This is a genomic window from Bordetella bronchialis (assembly GCF_001676705.1).
Lineage (GTDB): Bacteria > Pseudomonadota > Gammaproteobacteria > Burkholderiales > Burkholderiaceae_B > Bordetella_C > Bordetella_C bronchialis.
Genome location: NZ_CP016170.1, coordinates 4955208 through 4975099, shown reverse-complemented (window position 1 = coordinate 4975099; position 19892 = coordinate 4955208). Strand labels below are relative to the sequence as shown.

Below are 19892 nucleotides of genomic sequence, written 5' to 3'. Positions count from 1 at the left end.
CCCGGGGCGGTCCCCGGCCTTCAATGTCAAAGGTGCGGCGGGCGGGCGTCCGTGTCGACGGCAGCCAGGCCGGCGGGATCCGGGGCTTGCGGGGAAAGACCGAAATCCTGGGGGAAGTGGTCCAGCGCGGACAGCACGGGATACGGCGCCATGCCGCCCAGCGCGCACAGCGAGCCGCCCAGCATGGTGTCGCACAGGTCGCGCAGCAGGTGCACCTGCTGCGCGTGGTCCGCGCCGCGCGCGGCGATGCGGTCTATGGTTTCCACGCCGCGGGTCGAGCCGATGCGGCAGGGCGTGCATTTGCCGCAGGATTCGATGGCGCAGAATTCCATGGCATAGCGCGCCATGGCCTGCATGTCGACCGTGTCGTCGAAGGCAACCAGGCCGCCGTGGCCGATCATCGCCGAAATCTTGACGTAGGCCTCGTAGTCCAGCGGCACGTCCCATTGCGATTCGGGCAGATAGGCGCCCAGCGGGCCGCCCACCTGCACGGCGCGCAAGGGCCGGCCGGATGCGCTGCCGCCGCCGAAGTCGTAGAGCAGCTCGCGCAGCGTCAGGCCGAAGGCCTTTTCCACCAGGCCGCCCTGTTTGAGGTTGCCGGCCAGCTGGAAGGGCAGCGTGCCTTGCGAGCGGCCCACGCCGAAGTCGCGGTAGTATGCCGCGCCGCGGGCCAGGATGATGGGCACCGAGGCCAGCGAGATCACGTTGTTGATGACGGTGGGCTTGCCGAACAGGCCGGCGATGGCCGGCAGCGGCGGCTTGGCGCGGACCACGCCGCGCTTGCCTTCCAGGCTTTCCAGCAGCGAGGTCTCCTCGCCGCAAATGTATGCGCCGGCGCCGGTGCGCACTTCCAGGTCGAAGCGCTTGCCGCTGCCCAGCATATCGTCGCCCAGCCAGCCCGCCGCGCGGGCCTGGACGATGGCCGCTTGCAGCGCGGCGATGGCGTGGGGGTATTCCGAGCGCACGTAGATGTAGCCCTGCGTGGCGCCCACCGCGATCCCGGCGATGGCCATGCCCTCGATCAGGACATAGGGATCGCCTTCCATCAACATGCGGTCGGCGAAGGTGCCGGAGTCGCCCTCGTCGGCATTGCAGACGATGTACTTGCGGTCGGCCGGCGTCGTCAGCACCGTCTTCCATTTGATGCCGGTGGGAAAGGCCGCGCCGCCGCGTCCGCGCAGGCCGGAGGCCTGGACTTCTTCGACGATCTGGGCGGGCGCCATCTGCAGCGCGCGCCGCAGGCCGGCCAGGCCGCCATGCGCCTGGTAGTCGTCCAGGCTGAGCGGGTCGGTGATGCCGACGCGGGCGAAGGTCAGGCGTTCCTGGCGCTTCAGGTAGGGGATGTCTTCCGTGGGACCGTGGCCCAGCGCATGGCTGCCGCCATGCAGCCAGCCGGCTCCGAACAGCGCGGCCACGTCTTCGGCCTGCACGGGCCCGTATGCCATCCGGCCCGCGGGCGTCGCCACTTCCACCAGGGGCTCCAGCCACAGCAGGCCGCGGCTGCCGTTGCGCACGATGCGCACGGGCTGGCCGCGGCGCGCGGCCTCGGCCTGGATGGCGCGCGCCACGTCGTCGGCGCCCACCGCCAGGGCGGCGGCGTCGCGCGGCACGTAGATCGTGATGGCGGCAGGGTCGTCTTGCCGGGCCTGGGGGGCGTCGGGCAGGGGCGTGTTCATTCCGCCTCCTTCACATAGCCCAGGATGGTGTCGAAGCGCGCGGGCGTCAGGCGCGCATAGGGCACGCCATCGACCAGCATGGCGGGCGATTGCGCGCACAGGCCCAGGCAGTACACGGGTTCCAGGCTGAACGCCCCGTCGGCGCTGGTGGCGTGGAAATCGCAGCCCAGCTTTTTGCGCGCATGGGCGGCGATCTGTTCGCCGCCCATGGCCTGACAGGACTCGGCCCGGCATACCTCTACCACGTGCCGGCCCGGGGGCGTCTGGCGGAAGTGCGGGTAGAAGGTGATGACGCCGTGGACTTCGGCGCGCGACAGATTCAGGGCTTCGGCGATAGGCTGGACGGCCTCCGCCGGAATACAGCCCAGTTCGTGCTGCACGGCATGCAGGATGGGCAGCAGGGCGCCCGGGACGCCCTGGTGCGCCTCGATGGCGCGCGCGGCGGCGGCGACGGCCGGATGTCCGGATTGCGCGGCCGCCTGGCGGGCGAGTTCACCGCCGCGGGCGCCCGCGTTGGATGCCAGGTCTGCCCTGGCTTGACCTTCTCGCATGGAGTCGGACTCCTTCTACATCGTTTTCTGGCAGCGCAAATATGTCTTTTGGAACATAATAGACGGCGCTGTTGTCTCTCAGGTGCGACTGTATCGCCGCTCTAGGCGGGTTTCAATATGAATTCTTGTGCCTATATGGCAGTGCCAGCCACCCGTTCATGCGCCCATTTGGCGGTGCCGGCGGCCCGCTCCCGCGCCCAGGCGGCCCCGGCGGGGCGGCCATGAGCGGCGGCGCATTCCGCATCGCGCTGCGGCCGGGATGGTGGCTGACCCAGGGCGGCGCCGACGATGGCGTGGCGCTGCGGGAAGTGCTGGCCCTGCTCTCGGCCATCGACGCGGTGGGCCATATCGCCGGCGCCTGCCGCGCCTGCGGGCTGTCGTATCGCCATGCCTGGGGCGTGCTGCGCCGCTTCGAGACCATCTTCGGCACGCCGCTGCTGGTCACGCGGCGCCGCCAGGGTACGGAACTCTCGCCCTTTGCCCAGCGCCTGCTGTGGGCCAACCGCCGCATCGAGGCCCGGCTGATGCCCATGCTGGAAAGCCTTGCGTCGGAGCTCCAGGAAGACCTGGAACGCCTGCTGCCGGAAAGCGGCCCGCACCTGCGGCTGCACGCCAGCCACGGCTTCGCGGTGGAAGCGCTGATGCAGCACATCCAGGAGCCCGGCCTGGAGCTGCGCTATCGCACCGCGACCGAGGCCCTGGCGTCCCTGGACAGCGGCGAGTGCGACCTGGCCGGCTTCCAGGTGCCGCAAGGCGATTTCCAGGCCGCCATGCTGCGCCATTACGCGCAATGGCTGCATCCGGCCGAGCACTTGCTGATCCATCTGGCGGTGCGCAACACGGGCCTGTTCGTCACGGCGGGCAATCCCAAGAACATCCGCGGCGTGGCCGACCTGGCGCGGCCGGGGGTGCGTTTCGTCAACCGGCAGATCGGCTCCAGCACGCGCCACCTGGTGGAGCTGATGCTGCGCCAGCTGGCCATCCCGCTGGCGCAGGTGCACGGCTACGAGAACAGCGAGTTCACGCACATGGCCGTGGCCGCGCATATCGCCAGCGGCATGGCCGACGCCGGCATCGGCGTGGAAACGGCCGCGCACCGCTTCGGGCTGGACTTCATCCCGCTGGCGCGCGAGCGCTATTTCTTCGCCATCCGCAAGGCGGCGCTGGACCAGCCGGCCATGCAGGCCCTGCTGGCCATCATGCGCGGCGCGGACTACAAGGGCTATGTCGGGCAACTGGTGGGCTACGATGCCAGCGAAACCGGCCGCATCCAGACACTGCAGGAGGCATTCGGCTGAGCCTGCCTGCAAAGGCCGGGGCCTGCGGCTATGATGACCATCATGTCGAAAGTGATCTACCTGACCGATGACCGGACGCCCGCGGCCCCCGGTTCCGCCGCGGTGCCCGGCGCCGCCGCCTTGCCCGCGCCGGGCCAGGCGGTGCGCGACCGCCGCGCGCGGCCGCTGCGCGACCTGCGCATCTCGGTCACCGACCGCTGCAACTTCCGCTGCACGTACTGCATGCCGCGCGATACCTTCGACAGCAATCATGTGTTCCTGCCGCACGCGCAGTTGCTGTCGTTCGAGGAAATGACCCGCGCGGCGGCGGTGTTCGTCCGCCTGGGCGTGCGCAAGATACGCCTGACCGGCGGCGAACCGCTCCTGCGCAAGAACATCGAAACCCTGGTGGGCATGCTGGCCGCGCTGCGCACGCCGGAAGGCGAGCCGCTGGAACTGACGCTGACCACCAATGGCAGCCTGCTGGCGCGCAAGGCGCGCGCGCTGAAGGATGCCGGACTGGCGCGCGTCACCGTCAGCATGGACGCGCTGGATCCGGACATGTTCGCCCGCATGAGCGATACGGATTTTCCAGTGGCCGACGTGCTGCGCGGCATCGATGCGGCGGCCCAGGCCGGCCTGGCGCCGGTCAAGGTCAACATGGTCGTGCGCCGCGGCGTCAACGACGACCAGATATTGCCCATGGCGCGGCATTTCCGCGGTACCGGCCACATCCTGCGCTTCATCGAATACATGGACGTGGGCAGCACCAACGGCTGGAACATGGCCGAGGTCCTGCCCAGCGCCGACGTCATCGCCCGCATCAACGCGCACTTTCCGCTGGTGCCGGTGCGAAGCGATCCCATGGGCCGCGTGGCCCAGCGCTGGGCCTACGCCGACGGCGGCGGCGAGATCGGCGTCATCTCCAGCGTCACGCAGGCTTTCTGCGAGGGCTGTACGCGCGCGCGCCTGTCGCCGGAAGGCCGGCTGTTCCTGTGCCTGTTCACGGGACGCGGCCATGACCTGCGCGCGCTGATACGCGGCGGCGCGGACGACGACCAGTTGGCGGCCGCCATCGCCGGCATCTGGGCCGGGCGCGGCGACAACTATTCGGAACGCCGCCTGGCGGCCACGCCGGGCGCCCAGGCGGAACCGAAGGTCGAAATGAGCTATATCGGCGGCTAGGGCCGGTCCGCAGGGAACCGGCCTACCCGCCACCCCGGAGGAAGGCTTGCATGAACGCGCAGACGGAACGGGTGGAAGGTGCGGGGCAGGATGCCATCGATACGGCGCGGATCGCCGGGCTGATACTGGCGGGCGGCCGCGGTTCGCGGATGGGCGATGTGGACAAGGGCTGCGTGCTCTTGCGGGGCCGCCCGATGGTCGAGCACGTGGCCGCGCGCTTCGCGCCGCAAGTCGGGGCGCTGCTGATCAGCGCCAACCGTAACCAGGAACGCTATGCCGAGTACGGCAAGGTGGTGGCCGACGACCCGGCGCATGGGGAATGGCAAGGACCTCTTGCGGGCCTGGCCTCTGGCCTGGTGGCGTCGCGCTGCCCCTGGATGGCGACCACGGCCTGCGATGTGCCTTTCCTGCCGCAGGATATGGTGGCGCGCCTGCGCCAGGCATTGCGCCTGCACGGGCCCGGCGCGCGGCTGGCCGTGGCGTGCAGCGGCGGCAGGCGCCAGCCGGTATGCATGCTGCTGTCCCGCGAGCTCCTGCCGGACCTGCTGCGCTATCTGGCCGAGGGCGGCCGCAAGGTCGATACCTGGCAGTCGCGCGTGGGCTGCGTCGAAGTGCCCTTCGACGACCAGCCCGATGCCTTCATGAACGTGAACACCGCGGGCGAACTGGCCGACGCCGACCGCGCCGGATCATGACAGCCAGTGCTGGAAGTCGTAATAGGCCACCATTTCGCCGTCGCGCACGGTCTGGCCCGCGGGTATGCGCGCCAGTCCGGTGGCCCAGGGCAGCGAACTGACCACGCCCGAGCCCTGGCGGTCGAAGGGCTGCAGTCCCGCCACGCCGCCATCGTCGATCGCCAGCCGCACGCGCAGGAATTCCTCGCGGCTGTCCTGGCGCGGCGAGTCGGTGCGCAGGCGCTGCCTGCTGACCGGCGGGAACAGGTCGCGCCGGCCCTGCATGCGCCGCAGCAGCGGCGACACCAGTACCGTGAACACCGCGAAGGCCGATACCGGATTGCCGGGCAGGCAGACGACGGGCTTGCCGTCGATATGGGCCATGGCCACGGGCTTGCCGGGTTTCATGCGCACGCGCCACAGGTCCAGTTCGGCGCCCAGGCTTTCCAGCACGGGCTTGACCAGGTCCTTGTCGCCCACCGACACGCCGCCGATGCTGACGATCATGTCGCAGTCTTGCGCCAACTTCTGGAAGGCCGACCGGAGCGCGGTTTCCGTGTCCTGGGCATGCAGGACCTGCGTGGCGCGGGCGCCCATGCCTTCGACCAGCGCCGCCATCATGGCGCCGTTGGAGTTGTAGATCTGGTGCGCCTCGCGCGGCTGGCCGGGCGCCACGAGTTCGTCGCCGGTGGTCAGGATGCCGACCCGCACGGCCGGGTGCACGACGACGCTGGCGATGCCCTGCGAGGCCAGCAGGGCGATCTGGGCCGGCCCGATGCGCGTGCCGGCGGGCAGCAGCGGGCTGCCGGCCGCGGTGTCCTCGCCCCGCCGGCGCACATGCTGGCCCGCGCGCGGCGCCTGGGTGATTTCCAGCCGGTCGCCGACCACCCTGGTGTCTTCCTGCATGACGACGGTGTCCGCGCCGGGCGGCATGAGGCTGCCGGTGAACAGGCGGGCGGCGTGCCCGGGCGCCAGCGGCCCGGGCGCCTGGCCGGCGTAGACGACCTGGTCGATGGGCAGGGTGGCGCCCGGGCGATAGTCCGCATGGCGCAGGGCGTAGCCGTCCATGGCGCTGTTGTCCGCGGGGGGCAGGTCCAGCGTGGCGGTCAGGTCGCGGGCCAGCACCAGTCCGGCGGCCTCGCGCAGAGGGGTTTCCGTGGTGGCTCGCGGCAGCGGCGCGCCGTTGGCCAGGCGGGTCTGTGCGTCGTCGAAATCCAGCATGTCGTGTTTGCTCGCGTGTCGAAGGCGGCCACGCAGGGAAGCGGTGCGTGGCCGCCGGGTTGCGTGGGCGGCCGGGCAGGGCGCGGCCCGGTGGCGCGCCGCGGACGGTGGCGGATGGGGGCCCGGCCTAGCGGCCGGCGCGCTCCTTGGACTCCAGCGCTTTCTTCTGCAGGTGGCTGGCGAAATTGCAGGGCTTGTGGCGGCTGTCGAGCTGCTCGCGCAGGATGTGGTTCCAGGCGGTCTCGCATGCGCCGGTGGAGCCGGGCAGGCAGAAGATCACCGTATCGTTGGCATAGCCCGCCAGGGCGCGCGACTGGATGGTCGAGCTGCCGATCTCCTGGTAGGAAACATGGCGGAACAGTTCGCCGAAGCCGGTGATTTCCTTGTCCAGCAGGGCAGCCACCGCTTCCGGCGTGGAATCGCGGTGCGAGAAGCCCGTGCCGCCGGTGATCAGGATGACCTGTACCCGCGTATCCGCGATCCAGTCGCTGACGACCCGGCGGATTTCGTAGACGTTGTCCTTCACGAGGTCGCGCCGCACGCAATCGTGGCCGTCGCGCGCCAGGGTTTCGGCCAGCCAGTTGCCCGACGTATCGTTGCCCGCGGTGCGCGTGTCGCTGACCGTCAGCACGGCGCAAGCCAGGGACGCTTTTTTCTCTTCTTTGAGCTCGCTCATGGGGTTTCCTTCGATGAAGCGCTGCCGCCGGCATCCCAGGACTGGGTCCGGTCATGATCCGATTGGCGTTGTTCCACCCAGAAGCTGCGGCCGCCGGCCAGCGTTTCGCGCTTCCAGAAAGGCGCGCGCGTCTTCAGCGCGTCGATGATGTATTCGCAGGCGCGGAAGGCGTCGCCGCGATGGGCGCTGGCGGCGCCCACGAAGACGATCTGGGCATTGCGGGACAGGGCGCCCACGCGATGCACGATGACGAAATCGATGACGCGCCAGCGCCGCATGGCCTGGTCGCCGATGTCCTGCAGTTCGCGTTCGCACATGCCCGGATAGTGATCCAGGAACAGCGTTTCGGTGGCCTGTTCCGCGGAGAAGTCGCGGACGTAGCCGGTGAAGGTGACGATGGCGCCCGCACCGGGACCGGCGCGCTCGCGCAGGGCGGCGTGCAGCGCCGCCGCGTCGAAGTCGGCTTCCTGTACGACGACCATGGCGGTTCAGCCTCCGGTGACGGGCTCGAAGATGGCGACCTCGTCGCCCGCCCGTATGGTGACCGTGGGTTTGGCGTGCGTCTGGTTGACGGCCAGCTTCAGCCGCGCCGCGGGCGCCAGCTGCGGGTAGCGCTGTTGCAGGCTTTCCAGCAGGTCCAGGCCCGTGGTGGTTTCCGCGGGCAGCGTCCAGGCTTCCGCCCGGCGGCCGGTGAGTTCGGCCACGCGCGCGAAATACAGCAGTTGGATGGCCGGGTTCATGCCGGGGTTCACATGGTCTCCGCTCACCGCGCACCTCTGGGCCGTCGGCCCGAAATCGTCTGCATACTGTGCCCTGCCGCGCCGGCGTGGCGGCGGGAACGGACGCGGTGCCGGCCGTGAACGCACCGGTTCTCAGGACATCCGCATTCTACTCCGTCGACGGACGGGGGGACGCGCCGGCGTGGCCCGCCGGGCCCATCCGGCGCGGCGGCGGCGGGAAGACATCGACTTCGAGCAGGGCATCGCCCTGGATGGTGCCGGGGTGTTCGTCGGGCCAGGCGCCGTGGGTATCGGAGTGTTCCGGGGCGCATCCCGGGTCCGGCCCCAGGCGGTTGGTCCGCCCGTCCTGGACACGGATGCCGGGTACCCCCATCAGCGCGGGCAGGCCGGGGATGTCGTCGACCTGGTTCAACTGGGTACGCTCGACCAGGGCTATCCATTTGCCCCCGTGACGGCCGGCGCGGGCCGGCCCGGTGCCGTCGGTTTCTTCCGTTTCGCCGATCACCTGGCGGGACAGGAAGTTCAGCAGCGCGATGCGCCCCGGCCGCTGGCCGGCATCCGCGTCGCCGGACGGGAAATAGCTGGCCGCGCAATCCAGCGCGATGACGCGGATGCCATGCCGGTGCGCCGCCGCCACCAGCATGTCCAGGGCGTAGGCCTCGTTGGTGCGCGCGTTGATCCAATAGCGGAAGCGCGCCGGCTTTTCCAGCATGCGGATGTATTCGGCCAGGTCCATCGATATTTCGTTATGGGCGGACTCGTACAGCCGGTCCAGCTGGGGGCCATGCAGGTCGGACAGCAGATGCTCCATGTAAAGGCGCTCCACCCCCATGGCCTTCAGCGCCCGCATGTTTTCCATCAGCAGCTTCCGGGCGCCGACCTGGAAGCGCACCTGTCCCATCACCAGGCCGGGCCAGGCCTCCAGCAGACCGGCGAAGGCGGCCTCCAGCTGCGCGGCATCCATGCCCGTGGGACACGGCAGGCCGCCCAATGGGCGGCGCGAGGCGGCCAGGGCCGCCTTGTCCAGCCCCGCGAAAAAGGCGGCAGCGTCCTGGCGCAGGATGCGCTGCCTGGCGCGATGCTGTTCCCGCACCCCCCGCATGATGTCGTCGCGGCCGGCATCCCGGTTGGGGGCCGCGTCCGGATGGAAGGCTTTTTCGTCGCGGGCCAGGCAGCGATGGGCCAGCGATGCCGCGGCCTGCAGGTAGTCCGGCGGGATTTCGTACCGGTGGCGCGGGTGGGCGGAGCCAGGCTCGGCCATGGCCGGCGGCCTGCCCGGCCCCGCCGGCTCGCCGGCGATCCGCATCGGCAGCGGCGGTATGGACGAGTTGGAATCGACGTTCATTGCTGTCCTCCTGGAGCGGGCCTGGGCCCCGCGTCATCGGCGGACATTCCTGTTTAGGCGTGTGTCCCTGGTCCTGGTCCTGCCCGGGGCGCCTGGTCAGGGGCGTCCCGTTAGGGGCGCCTGGCGAGGGGCGCCCGGCCAGGGCGGCCTGCTCAGGAACGCCTGCTCGGCGACGCCCGGCATCGGGACACCGCGGCTGGCGGCGCCCGGCCGGGGGCCCGGCGAGGGGCGCCGGGCGAGCGGTGCCGGGCGAGCGCGCGACGAAGGGGAGCCGTTCAGGAGTCCCTGACCGGGAAAGGCCGGCAAGGGTGTCCGTCGAACTTGAAAAGGACAGATAAATATCCGCGGCGGCGGGGACGCGCCGCTATGCGCGGCGCAAATCAGCCATCTGCCCGCCATTCACCGCTTTTGCCGCCCGCTTTGTACTCCAGGCGGACCTGCTCGATGACGATGCCTTTGTCGGCCGCCTTGCACATGTCATAGACGGTGAGGGCGGCGACGCTGCAAGCCGTCATGGCTTCCATTTCGACGCCGGTGCGGAAATCCGTGCGGCAGGTGGCGCGGATGTCGATGCTGTGCGTGGCGTCGTCCAGCGCGAAGTCCACGCCAACGAAGGACAGGGGCAGGCTGTGGCATAGCGGGATCAGGTCGGCGCAGCGCTTGGCGGCCAGCATGCCGGCTACGCGTGCGGTGTTCAGGACTTCGCCCTTGCCCTGCCCGGGCTGGGTGAGCAGGCCGTAGGCGGTGGCGTTCATGCGGACGCGCGCGGCGGCGATGGCCACGCGCGCGGTGACGTTCTTGCCGCCGACGTCGACCATGCGGACCTGGCCCGATTCGTCGAGGTGGCTCAAGGCGGGGGGAGTCGTGGACATGCTGGCTGCATCCGCTGGGCGCGGACCTGTTCAATTTGAAACGAAATCGAGCCCGGAACGTAATCGCTTGATGTTGCACCTAAACGCGCCCCGAAACGGGCTCGGGCGGTGCCTATGATAATGGACGCCATCCGGCCCCGGGGGCGATAATTGCCGCAACTTGTACAGGAGATGCTGGATGCCCTCGTATTTGCCCCGGATTCGATTCACGCGGCGGTTTTTGCGGATCACAGGGGCGGTCGTGGCGGTCATCCTGCTGTTGCTGGCCCTGGCCGCATGGCAGGTGCCGGAATTGACGCGCCGCGCCTTGACGCGCGATGTGGCGGCCATGCTGGGACGCGACGTCCAGGTCGGCAAGATTACGTTCAATCCCTTCTCGTTGACGCTGCGCGTCCACGATATCGTGGTGGCGGCGGCGGGCGGCGGGCAATCGGGAAGCGCACAATCGGGAAGCGCACAATCGGGAAGCGCACAATCGGGAAGCGCACAATCGGGAAGCGCACAATCGGGAAGCGCACAATCGGGAAGCGCACAATCGGGCGGCGGGCAGCCGGGCGACGCGCAATCGGGTGGCACGCAATCGGGTGGCACGCAATCGGGTGGCCCGCAATCGGGTGGCACGCAAGCCGCCGGCGCCGGAACGGCCAGCGCGCCGCCATTGCTGACCGTGGCGGAGGCCGACGTCAGCGCCTCATGGAAATCGCTGTTCTGGCTGGCGCCCGTCGTGGACGCGCTGGTGCTGCGCGAGCCACGCCTGGCGCTGGTGCGAGACGGGCAGGCGCATTTCAATTTCACGGATGTGCAGCAGAAGCTCGCGCAACTGGGTGAAGGCGAGCCGGAACCGAAGCCGGAAAAGGAAACCGGCCTGCCGCGTTTTTCCCTGAACAATATGCGCCTGGAAGGCGGCGCGATCACGCTGGACGACCAGGTCACGGGCCGCAAGCAGGTGGTGGACGAGATCGCGCTGGGCGTGCCCTTCATCTCCAATTTCGGCTACGCCACCGACATCGATGTGGTGCCCAAGTTCCACGCGCGCATCAATGGCAGTCCCTTCGACCTGAACGGCACGGCGCGGCCTTTCGACGTCACGCCCAGCTCGACGCTGGATGTGGTGTTCAGCGGCCTGGACCTGGAAAAATGGGCCGACGCCTGGGGCGTGCCGCTGCCGGTCAAGCTGACCCGGGGGCTGCTGGATTCGGATCTGCACATCGTCTTCGAACAGCCCAAGGACGCCGTACCCAAGCTGCGCATCACCGGCGGGCTGAGCCTGCGCGAGCTCGACCTGCGCGAGGCCTCGGACGAGAGCCTGGTGGCGTGGCAGGCCCTGAGTGTGCGCGGCGTGGACGCGCTGCCGCTGGAGCGGCGCGTGCGTGTCGGCGACATCGAACTGGTGGATCTGCGGATCCAGACGCGCCGCTACGCCGACCAGCGTATCAACTGGCTGGATGTCGTCGACAAGCTGCAGCGCCTGGGCGCGGGCGCGAAGACGGAGGGGCCGGCGCCAGTCAGCACGGTGAAGACCGCCGCCGTGCCGCCGGTCGCCGCCGCCGGCGTGCGGACCGCGCAGGCGGCGCCCGAGGCGGCCGCCGGGGCGTCGCCGGCACCTGCCGCTCCGGCGGCGGGCCGGGGCAACGCGGCCGTCACCGCCCATCCGCCCGCCGCGAATACACCGGGCGCCACTACACCGGGCACGACTGCACCGGGCGCGACTGCACCGGGCGCGACTGCATCGGGCGCGACTGCACCGGGCGCGACTGCACCGGGCGCGACGGCACCGCCGGCGAATATACCGTCGGAGCATACGTCCGCGGCCGCGCCCGCCGTCGAGCCCGATCCCTGGCACATCGACGTCGACAAGATCGCCGTCGCCAATGGCCAGCTGCGCCTGCGGGACGCGGCCACCAAGCTGGACTACACGCTGGACAAGCTGTCCCTGTCGGTCACGCAGGTACAACTGCCGCAGCCCAAGGACCGGCCCATCGCCATCCAGCTCGGCGCGGAAAACCCGGACGGCGCGACGCTGCAGGCCACCGGCGGCGTGATACTCCAGCCGCTGGCGCTCAACCTGGATGCCAAGGCGGCGCGCCTGCCGCTGGCGCCCTTTGCCAGCGCGGTACGCAGCGCGGCGCCCGTCACGCTGCTGGGCGGCACGGCAAGCGCCGCGGCCAAGGTCGACGTCAAGGACCTGAATGGCACCTACGCCATCCAGGCCTCGGACATCAAACTGGACCTGGCCGGCGTGTCGGCGCGCGACGAGACGCTGAACCCGCCCATTACGGTGGCGCTGAAGACCTTGTCGTTCGGAATGGACAAATTCGTCCTGGGATCGGGGGCTTCCCGGTTCGACCTGCGCGCGGCCGGCTTGCTGGGCGAGGGCAACCTGGCGTCGCAAGGCAGTTTCACGCTGCAGCCCCTGGCGGTGAAGGCCAGCATCGATCTCTCGAACCTGAATGTGGCGCAGCTGGCGCCCTATGTCGCGTCCCGGCTGAATGCCACGGTGCGGTCGATACGGCTGGGCGCCAAGGGCAACGTGGAGTTCGCCGCGGCCACCAATGGCGGCGCCGCCGGCAGGCCCGGGAATGGCGCCGCCTCGCCCATGAAGGTGACGTGGAAGGGCGCCGTGGACGTGGACGACCTGAACCTGCAGGACCGGGTCAACCGCGCGGACTTCCTGGCGTGGCGGCAGCTCAGCCTGCGCAATATGGCGATATCGCTGGCCGGAGGCAAGCCGGACATCGACCTGGGCGACGTCACCCTGGACAACTTCTACGGCAACGTGCTGCTGAATTCGCAAGGCCAGCTCAATGTGCTGGAGCTGGTGGCCGAACCGGGCCAGGCCGGCCGGTCGATCACGCAGGACACGCCGGCCCCGGGCGCGCCGCCGGCGCGCACCACGCCGGCCCGGTCCTCGCGGCCGGTGGAGGACAAACCGGCCGCGGCCAAGCCGGCGTCCGATATGCCCAACATCGCCGTGCGCAGCATCACGCTGAAAAACGGCCGGGCCACGTTCAACGACCGCTTCGTGCGGCCCAATTACACGGCGGAGCTCTCGGCCATCGAAGGCTCGGTGTCGGCGGTGTCCTCCACCGACCCGAAGCCCGCCAAGGTCAGCATCAAGGGACGGGTCTACCGCACCGCGCCCTTGACCATCAGCGGCATCGTCCAGCCTTTCGCCAAGTTCCTGACGCTGGACATCCAGGCTTCCGCCCGCGGCGTGGACCTGCCGCGCTTCACGACCTATTCGGCGAAGTACGTCGGCTATCCCATCGAACGCGGCAAGCTGTCCATGGACGTGGAGTACCGCATCAAGAACCGCCAGTTGCAGGCCAGCAACCACGTCATGCTGGACCAGCTGACCTTCGGCCCGAAAACCGACAGCCCGCAGGCCACGACGCTGCCCGTCATGCTGGCCGTCGCATTGCTGAAAGACCGCTCGGGCAATATCGATGTGAACCTGCCGATCTCCGGTTCGCTGGACGATCCCAGCTTCTCGGTGGGCGGCATCATCCTGCGTGTCATCGGCAACCTGGTCGTCAAGGCCGTCACCTCGCCGTTCAGCCTGCTGGCGTCGGCCTTCGGCGGCGGCGACGAGCTTTCCTATATCGCCTTCGCGCCGGGCACTTCCACCCTGACCGATGACGGCAAGGAAAAACTCAAGAAGCTGGCGGCCGCGCTGGCGGACCGCCCCTCGCTGAAGATGGACATCGCCGGCCGGGCGGATCCCGTCTCCGACGAGGCCGGCCTGCGCCAGGCCTGGGTGGATACGCGCATCCGCATCGCGCGCTCGCGCGCCACGGGCAAGAGCGGCCGCCTGGACGGCGATGCGCCGCTGACCGATGCCGAACGCGCGAAGTACCTGAAAGCGGCCTATGACAATGCGGACATCGAGAACAAGCCGCGCAATTTCATCGGCATGGCGAAATCCCTGCCGCCGGAACAGATGGAAACCCTGCTCAGGCAGGCCGCCCCCGCCGGCGAAGCGCAACTGCGCAGGCTGGCCGATGCGCGGGCGCAGGCGGCCTATGAGCAGCTGCAGCAGGATGGCGCGCCCATGGACCGGGTGTTCATGGTGGCGCCCAAACTGTCGGCGGAAGGCATTAAGGACGATGGACCGCCGAACCGGGTGGAGTTTTCATTGAAGCGTTGAGCAGCGCGCCCGCCGGGGCGGTCCCGGCATTCGAACGTGAACGGAGTGTCCCCAGCATGGACGACAAGCACCTCGATAGCCTCTTGCCGCCGCTGCGCCTGAACCGCCGCGGATTCCTCACGGCCGCCACGGCCTCCGGCTTCTGCCTGGCGGCCGGGCCGGTGATGGCCCAGACCGCCATCAAGACCGACGCCAAGGGCTTGACCGCCGGCTGGGTGGAGATCCCCGCCGCGGGCGGCAATATGCGGGCCTACCGCGCGCGCCCGGAAAAGGCCACCCGCCTGCCCACCGTGCTGGTCGTGCCGGAAATCTTCGGAGTGCACGAATATATCCAGGACGTCTGCCGGCGCCTGGCGCACGTGGGCTACCAGGCCATCGCGCCCGACCTTTTCGCCCGGCAAGGCGATCCGACGAAATACACCGAGATCGCCAAGCTGCAGGCCGAGATCATCAGCAAGATCCCCGATGCGCAGGTGATCGGCGACCTGGACGCCACCGCCAAATGGGCAGGCAGCCATGACGGCGATCCGGCCATGCTGGGCATCGTGGGCTTTTGCTGGGGCGGGCGCTTCGTATGGCTGTATTCCGCCCACAATCGCGGCCTGAAGGCCGGCGCGGCCTTCTACGGGGCCTTGCGCGGCAAGCGCGACGACACGCTGCGGCCCAAGTTCCCCGTGGACATCGCCGGCGATATGCATGCGCCCGTGCGCGGTGCCTATGGCGCGGAAGACACCGGCATCACGCAGGATGACGTGGCCGCCATGCGCGAGGCCCTGGCCAAGGGATCGGCGGCGGCCAAGGCTTCCGTCATCGACGTCTACCAGGGCGCGGGCCATGCCTTCCACGCCGATTACCGGCCCAGCTATCGCAAGGCCCAGGCCGAGCAGGCGTGGGGCCGGATGCTGGAGTGGTTTTCGCAGCATAATCTGGCACCGTCGTCGCAAACGTGACCACGGGTCCGCGCCCGCCCATGCGGTCGGGGCACGGACCTTGCAGGCGGTCCCGGAATGCCGGGACGCCCGCCCTGAAAGGCGTTTTCCCTTGTTTCACTGGAGATATCAATGACCATCAAAGTCGGCGACCGGGTGCCGGACGGCACCTTGACCGAATTCATCGAAACCGAGACCGAAAGCTGCGCGCTGGGTCCCAACAATTTCCAGGTCGCGGACCTGGTCAAGGGCAAGAAGATCGTCGTGTTCGCGGTGCCGGGCGCTTTCACGCCCACCTGCTCGGCCAAGCACCTGCCCGGTTTCATCCAGAACGCGGCCGCCTTCAAGGACAAGGGCGTGGACGAGATCTGGTGCGTGTCCGTCAACGACGCCTTCGTCATGGGCGCCTGGGGCCGCGAGCAGAAGTCGGGCGGCAAGGTGCGCATGCTGGCCGACGGCTCGGCCACGTGGACCAAGGCCCTGGGCCTGGAACTGGACCTGAACGGCCGCGGCATGGGCGTGCGCTCGCAGCGCTATGCCATGGTGCTGGACGATGGCGTGGTCAAGACGCTGAACATCGAGGCGCCCGGCAAGTTCGAAGTCAGCGACGCCGCGACGATGCTGGCGCAATGCTGAAGCGCGGCCCCGCATCCTGAGTACCGCCATCCCGAGAGCCGCCGTGTGCGGCTCTCGCGCTTAAGGGCATTATGTTCGCCACGATCTCCTCGTTTTCTTCCCTGTACACCGCGGCGCTGTTGATGCTGTGCGGCACGGGGCTGTTCAACACATTCATGGGGCTGCGCTTGACCGCGCAGTCCGTCAGTCCGTTCTGGGTGGGCACGCTGATCGCGGGCTATTACCTGGGGCTGGTGTGCGGTGCGCGGCTGGGGCATCGGCTGCTGATACGTGTGGGCCATATCCGCGCCTTCGTGGCCTGTGCCGCGATCGCCGCGGTCATGGTGCTGGCGCAGGCATCGATCGAGCTCCTGCCGCTGTGGCTGGGGTTTCGCTTCATCGCCGGCATCGCCATGGTGACGCAGTTCATGGTGCTGGAAAGCTGGCTCAACGAGCAGACCGAAAATCGCCTGCGCGGGCGCGTGTTCTCGGTCTACATGCTGATGTCGGGCCTGGGCACGGTGCTGGGCCAGCTGTCCCTGACGCTGTATGCCACGCTGGACCTGCGGCCGCTGACCCTGGTCGCGATATTCCAGATCCTGTGCCTGGTGCCGGTGGCCCTGACCGCGCGGTCGCATCCGGCCACGCCGGTGCCGGCGCCGCTGGACCTGAAGTTCTTCGCCCGGCGCGTGCCGCTGTCCTTGACGGTGCTTTTCGTGGCGGGCCTGCTGTCCGGCGGTTTCTATGGGCTGGCCCCGGTGTATGCGGCGCGGCATGGTTTTTCGACGGCGCAGGCCGCCGTGTATGTCGCGGTGGCCGTGACGGCGGGGCTGTTGTCGCAGTTTCCCATGGGCTGGATTTCCGACCGCGTCAATCGCGCGGGCCTGATCCGCTTCAACGCGGCGCTGTTGACGCTGCTGCCCGCCCTGCTGTGGGGTTGGCTGCCCATACCGTTTCCCTTGCTGCTGCTCCTGTCCTGCGCGTTCGGGGTGCTGCAGTTCACGCTGTATCCGTTGGGCGCGGCGTTCGCCAACGATCACGTCGAGCCCGAGCGGCGCGTGGGACTCAGCGCGATCCTGCTGATGGCCTATGGCATCGGCGCCTGCGTGGGGCCGCTGATCGCGGGCGGGCTGATGTCGCTGGCGGGCCCGAATATGTACTACGTGTTCATCTCGGCCTGCGCCGCCGTCCTGGTCCTGACCGTGCGTCCGCTGCGGGTGACGCACGAACATCAGGTCGACGAGGCGCCCATGCACTTCCAGGCCATGCCGGATGCGCTGCAAAGCTCGCCGGCGGCGGCCGCGACGCTGGATCCGCGCGTGGATCCGGACATCAAGGAGCTGGTCATGGTCGAACCGCAGCCAGGGGTCGTGGAACCGCCCCGGGCTGCATCGGCGGAAGCGGATACGGAGGAAGCAAGGGCCCGGGAAGCGGCGGCCGAGGACGAGACGCGGGTCTAGGCGGCGCGCCGTTATCCGGGCCGGCGCCGGCCGCCGCGCCTGGCCGCGGAGCCGCCGACGGCGGCCATCGGGGGGAATTGGGATTTTCTATCGGCGCGATAGCGTCGACCCGGCGCGGTGGGATTATTCAGGTTTATGGAAATATCATTTCCTCATCCTAGGGTTTATCCCTAGAGCTTGGCGGCGCAGAATTCAGTCCATCGGGAACAGCAACGGACACCTCGAAGTTCCTACCCCCTCCCGCTCCGGGGTGTCCGTCCCGAATCACTCAACCAGGACTAAGGAGTACTGCCATGAAAGCCAAGACCATCGTTTCCGCTCTGATTCTTTCGTTCGCCGCCATCGGCGCGGCCCAAGCGGGCACCCCGCGCGGCGATTCGGACAACACGCCCTTCCAAGGCGTCTACGGCCAGGCCGATACCGGTGTGAGCCGCGCCCAAGTCGTCGCCGAGCTGCAACAAGCCCGCGTGGCCGGCCTGACGGGCAACAGCGAACCCAACAACGCGCCCTTCGTCGCCCAAGCCGATAGCGGCGTGACCCGTGCGCAAGTCATCGCCGACATCGACCGCGGCAACACGACGACCAGCATCGCCTTCGGCGATCTGGACAACCAGCCCTTCCAAGGTGCGTAAGCACGCGCGGGATTCGACGCCCGCCACGCTTTACCGCGGCGATCGCCGCGTGGATATCGGCCCCGTCTCGTACGGGGCCGATGTGTTTCCGCCGGGGGCATGGGCAGACGTTCGAGCGAGGTATGCCAGCCGGCGTGCCGGCGGCACGCCGGCGCGGGCGCTCCGGTCAGTTGAAAGTGTGCGAGATGATCGCGCTCTTGCCCCCGGTAATCGTCAGGTTCTGGTGCACGTCGGGACTGGCGTTGTTGCGTATGGTGATGCTGTACTTGCCCGGCGCCAGGGTAAGGCTGCTTAGCGGTGGGCTCACGCCGCGCGATTTCCCGTTGACGATGATTTCGCCCCAGGGGCGGACGGCGACGGCGACGGGCACGGGGGCCTTGCTTGCCGGCGCGACCGCTGCCGTGGCGCGGGGCGCACTCGCCCCCGTGTTGCCGCCGTCCGGGGTGGCATTACCGCCCGTGCCATTACCGCCCGTGCCGGCACCGGTCGGGCGATTAGCCGCCGTGCCGATCCCAGCCGCGCTGTGATTGGCCGTTCCGCTACCGGCCATGCCGGGAAGCGGATTGAAATATCCGTCGCCGTCCAGGGCGGGCGCGGCAAGCTCGCCCGTGACGACATCGATGGTGGTGGCCCCGTTGCTGGGTGGCCGGCTCGTCGCGCCGGTCGGTGTCGGCAAGGTCTCGCTGCCCTTCGAGTTGCCAGGCGTGGCGGAATTCCCCGGGTTGCCAGTACCGCCCGGATCGCCGAGGGCGGCGTTCGCCCGATCGAAGGCGCTGGGCGCGGTGGAAGGTGCGCCGGCCTGCGCCACGGCCTGGGTTTTTCCGCCCGGCCGCGGGTCGGCCGCGGGCGTGCCGGTCCCGGCAGACGGCGCGGCGGTACTGCCAGGTCCCCTGGCCGCGACGCTCGTCCCCGGCGCCGGCTGCGGACGCAGCCACACATAGAGGACCGCCCCCACCATCACGACGACGGCCAGCACCATGAGCAGCGGAGGACGCTGGCGCGCCGGCGGACGCGCCCGCGGCGGCATCCGGCCGCGGGCGGTACGCTGGGGCTCGCCGTCCCGGGGCGCATGGATGGAGGCGACCGCCGCGTCGTATTGCGCGGCCGCGACGGCCGCCTCGCGGTCCGGATCCTCCTGGTACAGGGCGACGCCGTGCGCCCGCGGCCTGTCCGCCGGCGCCGCCACAGGGGCGCCGTTCTCGCCAGGGGGCCATGTATCCCCGGTACGCCCGGCGGCGGTGGCTTCCAGGCCATCGGCATCTTCCAGGCTGCCCAGGCGGGCATCGCGTCCGTCGCCCGGCACGGCTGGCCGTGTGCCGGCGGGACTATCCGGCATGTCCAGCCCCAGGGCGCGGGCGAACGCGGCGATATCGCGCGGCCGCGCGCGCCCGTCCATCGCCAGGCCGCTGTCCAGCACCGCGCGGAAGTCCTGTTCGTCCGCCCCGTCGCGCCGTGCCAGCGGGACGTACTCGTCGCGCACGCAACGGGCCAGGGCGGAAGGCGGGGCCTGGCCCGTCAGCAGCGCGCAGGCCGTGGCTGACAGCGCATAGATATCCGTCCAGGGCCCGCAGGGCGTATCCGGATCGTCGGTGTATTGCTCGAAGGCCGCGTAGCCGCTGCGGCGCGGCGCGTGTTCCGCATTGGCCGCCGGCTCCAGCGGCGGCGTCAGCAGGAAGGCGCGTCCGGCTTCGTCCAGGCCGATGGTGGCGGGCGCGATGTCGCCGTGCGCCAGGCCCGCGCGATGCAGGGTCCGCAGCGACGGCGCCAGGTCGGCCAGGATACGGCGGACGCGATCGGGCGCCATGCCGCCGGCGGCCGCGTGGCGCGCCAGCGTTTCCGGGTCGCGCGTGGACAGGGAGGCGGAGGCAGGGGACATGTTCGGCTCCTGGGTC

At 69.6% G+C, this 19892-nt stretch carries 17 protein-coding genes; 8 read left to right on the top strand and 9 right to left on the bottom strand.

All coding sequences use genetic code 11. The annotated features are described in order from the left end of the window. Positions 1–26 precede the first annotated feature (26 nt). Complete coding sequence (locus BAU06_RS21820) at positions 27–1676, bottom strand: formate dehydrogenase beta subunit (protein WP_066355502.1); 1650 nt, start codon at positions 1674–1676, stop codon at positions 27–29. Beyond that, positions 1673–2227, bottom strand: a complete 555-nt coding sequence (locus BAU06_RS21815) for a formate dehydrogenase subunit gamma (protein ID WP_066355494.1) — start codon at positions 2225–2227, stop codon at positions 1673–1675. Before BAU06_RS21815 ends, BAU06_RS21820 begins: the two co-directional genes overlap by 4 nt. A 221-nt stretch (positions 2228–2448) precedes the next feature. Between BAU06_RS21815 and BAU06_RS21810 the strand changes: the two genes are divergently transcribed. From BAU06_RS21810 to mobA, 3 genes are read left to right on the top strand one after another with little or no spacing between them, the layout of a single operon-like run. Next, positions 2449–3525 carry a substrate-binding domain-containing protein gene (locus BAU06_RS21810; RefSeq protein WP_066355492.1) on the top strand — a complete coding sequence of 359 codons (1077 nt, stop codon included), beginning with the start codon at positions 2449–2451 and terminating at the stop codon, positions 3523–3525. Between the two features lie 42 nt (positions 3526–3567). Further along, positions 3568–4689: a GTP 3',8-cyclase MoaA gene (moaA, locus tag BAU06_RS21805; protein ID WP_066359498.1), complete on the top strand. Its 1122-nt coding sequence runs from the start codon at positions 3568–3570 to the stop codon at positions 4687–4689. A 50-nt stretch (positions 4690–4739) separates the two neighbouring features. Further along, entirely contained in the window at positions 4740–5384 is a 645-nt protein-coding gene (gene mobA / locus BAU06_RS21800) for a molybdenum cofactor guanylyltransferase MobA (protein ID WP_066355489.1), read from the top strand. On the opposite strand, the gene BAU06_RS21795 is transcribed toward mobA, so the two are convergent. The 6 genes from BAU06_RS21795 to moaC form a co-directional block, all read right to left on the bottom strand. Continuing rightward, complete coding sequence (locus BAU06_RS21795) at positions 5379–6584, bottom strand: molybdopterin molybdotransferase MoeA (protein WP_066355486.1); 1206 nt, start codon at positions 6582–6584, stop codon at positions 5379–5381. The genes mobA and BAU06_RS21795 overlap by 6 nt on opposite strands. A 127-nt stretch (positions 6585–6711) precedes the next feature. Next, the gene (gene moaB / locus BAU06_RS21790; protein ID WP_066355483.1) at positions 6712–7260 is read right to left on the bottom strand and encodes a molybdenum cofactor biosynthesis protein B; all 549 of its coding nucleotides are present in this window, start codon (positions 7258–7260) and stop codon (positions 6712–6714) included. Beyond that, positions 7257–7742, bottom strand: coding sequence for a molybdenum cofactor biosynthesis protein MoaE (locus BAU06_RS21785; RefSeq protein ID WP_066355480.1), 486 nt, complete (start codon positions 7740–7742; stop codon positions 7257–7259). The genes moaB and BAU06_RS21785 overlap by 4 nt, the downstream gene beginning before the upstream one ends. A 6-nt stretch (positions 7743–7748) precedes the next feature. Continuing rightward, positions 7749–8000, bottom strand: a complete 252-nt coding sequence (moaD, locus tag BAU06_RS21780) for a molybdopterin converting factor subunit 1 (RefSeq protein ID WP_066355477.1) — start codon at positions 7998–8000, stop codon at positions 7749–7751. Between the two features lie 148 nt (positions 8001–8148). Next, positions 8149–9345: a membrane-targeted effector domain-containing toxin gene (locus BAU06_RS21775; RefSeq protein ID WP_156770308.1), complete on the bottom strand. Its 1197-nt coding sequence runs from the start codon at positions 9343–9345 to the stop codon at positions 8149–8151. Positions 9346–9725: 380 nt separating this feature from the next. Next, the gene (gene moaC, locus BAU06_RS21765) at positions 9726–10217 is read right to left on the bottom strand and encodes a cyclic pyranopterin monophosphate synthase MoaC (RefSeq protein WP_066355452.1); all 492 of its coding nucleotides are present in this window, start codon (positions 10215–10217) and stop codon (positions 9726–9728) included. 178 nt (positions 10218–10395) lie between these two features. Here moaC and BAU06_RS27355 point away from each other — a divergent pair, with 178 nt between their 5' ends. From BAU06_RS27355 to BAU06_RS21740, 5 genes are all read left to right on the top strand, one after another. Next, entirely contained in the window at positions 10396–14364 is a 3969-nt protein-coding gene (locus BAU06_RS27355) for a DUF748 domain-containing protein (RefSeq protein ID WP_066355444.1), read from the top strand. A gap of 56 nt (positions 14365–14420) precedes the next feature. Further along, positions 14421–15314, top strand: a complete 894-nt coding sequence (locus BAU06_RS21755) for a dienelactone hydrolase family protein (protein ID WP_066355440.1) — start codon at positions 14421–14423, stop codon at positions 15312–15314. 111 nt (positions 15315–15425) lie between these two features. Further along, on the top strand, positions 15426–15929 hold the full coding sequence (locus BAU06_RS21750; RefSeq protein ID WP_066355438.1) for a peroxiredoxin: 504 nt from the start codon (positions 15426–15428) through the stop codon (positions 15927–15929). Between the two features lie 71 nt (positions 15930–16000). Further along, the gene (locus BAU06_RS21745) at positions 16001–17368 is read left to right on the top strand and encodes an MFS transporter (RefSeq protein ID WP_066355434.1); all 1368 of its coding nucleotides are present in this window, start codon (positions 16001–16003) and stop codon (positions 17366–17368) included. Positions 17369–17661: 293 nt separating this feature from the next. Continuing rightward, complete coding sequence (locus BAU06_RS21740; protein ID WP_066355428.1) at positions 17662–18000, top strand: DUF4148 domain-containing protein; 339 nt, start codon at positions 17662–17664, stop codon at positions 17998–18000. Between the two features lie 166 nt (positions 18001–18166). Here BAU06_RS21740 and BAU06_RS21735 read toward each other — a convergent pair whose 3' ends face one another. Next, complete coding sequence (locus BAU06_RS21735; protein ID WP_066355426.1) at positions 18167–19876, bottom strand: protein kinase family protein; 1710 nt, start codon at positions 19874–19876, stop codon at positions 18167–18169. Positions 19877–19892 lie beyond the last annotated feature (16 nt).

What these genes read in the sequence shown, in the direction of transcription:
- moaA (WP_066359498.1), top strand. Translation starts at nt 3,568, where the DNA reads ATGTCGAAAGTGATCTACCTGACCGATGACCGGACGCCCGCGGCCCCC.
- BAU06_RS21810 (WP_066355492.1), top strand. Translation starts at nt 2,449, where the DNA reads ATGAGCGGCGGCGCATTCCGCATCGCGCTGCGGCCGGGATGGTGGCTG.
- BAU06_RS21740 (WP_066355428.1), top strand. Translation starts at nt 17,662, where the DNA reads ATGAAAGCCAAGACCATCGTTTCCGCTCTGATTCTTTCGTTCGCCGCC.
- moaC (WP_066355452.1), bottom strand. Translation starts at nt 10,217, where the DNA reads ATGTCCACGACTCCCCCCGCCTTGAGCCACCTCGACGAATCGGGCCAG.
- BAU06_RS21735 (WP_066355426.1), bottom strand. Translation starts at nt 19,876, where the DNA reads ATGTCCCCTGCCTCCGCCTCCCTGTCCACGCGCGACCCGGAAACGCTG.
- BAU06_RS27355 (WP_066355444.1), top strand. Translation starts at nt 10,396, where the DNA reads ATGCCCTCGTATTTGCCCCGGATTCGATTCACGCGGCGGTTTTTGCGG.
- BAU06_RS21775 (WP_156770308.1), bottom strand. Translation starts at nt 9,345, where the DNA reads ATGAACGTCGATTCCAACTCGTCCATACCGCCGCTGCCGATGCGGATC.
- BAU06_RS21820 (WP_066355502.1), bottom strand. Translation starts at nt 1,676, where the DNA reads ATGAACACGCCCCTGCCCGACGCCCCCCAGGCCCGGCAAGACGACCCT.
- moaD (WP_066355477.1), bottom strand. Translation starts at nt 8,000, where the DNA reads ATGAACCCGGCCATCCAACTGCTGTATTTCGCGCGCGTGGCCGAACTC.
- BAU06_RS21750 (WP_066355438.1), top strand. Translation starts at nt 15,426, where the DNA reads ATGACCATCAAAGTCGGCGACCGGGTGCCGGACGGCACCTTGACCGAA.
- BAU06_RS21755 (WP_066355440.1), top strand. Translation starts at nt 14,421, where the DNA reads ATGGACGACAAGCACCTCGATAGCCTCTTGCCGCCGCTGCGCCTGAAC.
- mobA (WP_066355489.1), top strand. Translation starts at nt 4,740, where the DNA reads ATGAACGCGCAGACGGAACGGGTGGAAGGTGCGGGGCAGGATGCCATC.
- BAU06_RS21785 (WP_066355480.1), bottom strand. Translation starts at nt 7,742, where the DNA reads ATGGTCGTCGTACAGGAAGCCGACTTCGACGCGGCGGCGCTGCACGCC.
- moaB (WP_066355483.1), bottom strand. Translation starts at nt 7,260, where the DNA reads ATGAGCGAGCTCAAAGAAGAGAAAAAAGCGTCCCTGGCTTGCGCCGTG.
- BAU06_RS21795 (WP_066355486.1), bottom strand. Translation starts at nt 6,584, where the DNA reads ATGCTGGATTTCGACGACGCACAGACCCGCCTGGCCAACGGCGCGCCG.
- BAU06_RS21815 (WP_066355494.1), bottom strand. Translation starts at nt 2,227, where the DNA reads ATGCGAGAAGGTCAAGCCAGGGCAGACCTGGCATCCAACGCGGGCGCC.
- BAU06_RS21745 (WP_066355434.1), top strand. Translation starts at nt 16,001, where the DNA reads ATGTTCGCCACGATCTCCTCGTTTTCTTCCCTGTACACCGCGGCGCTG.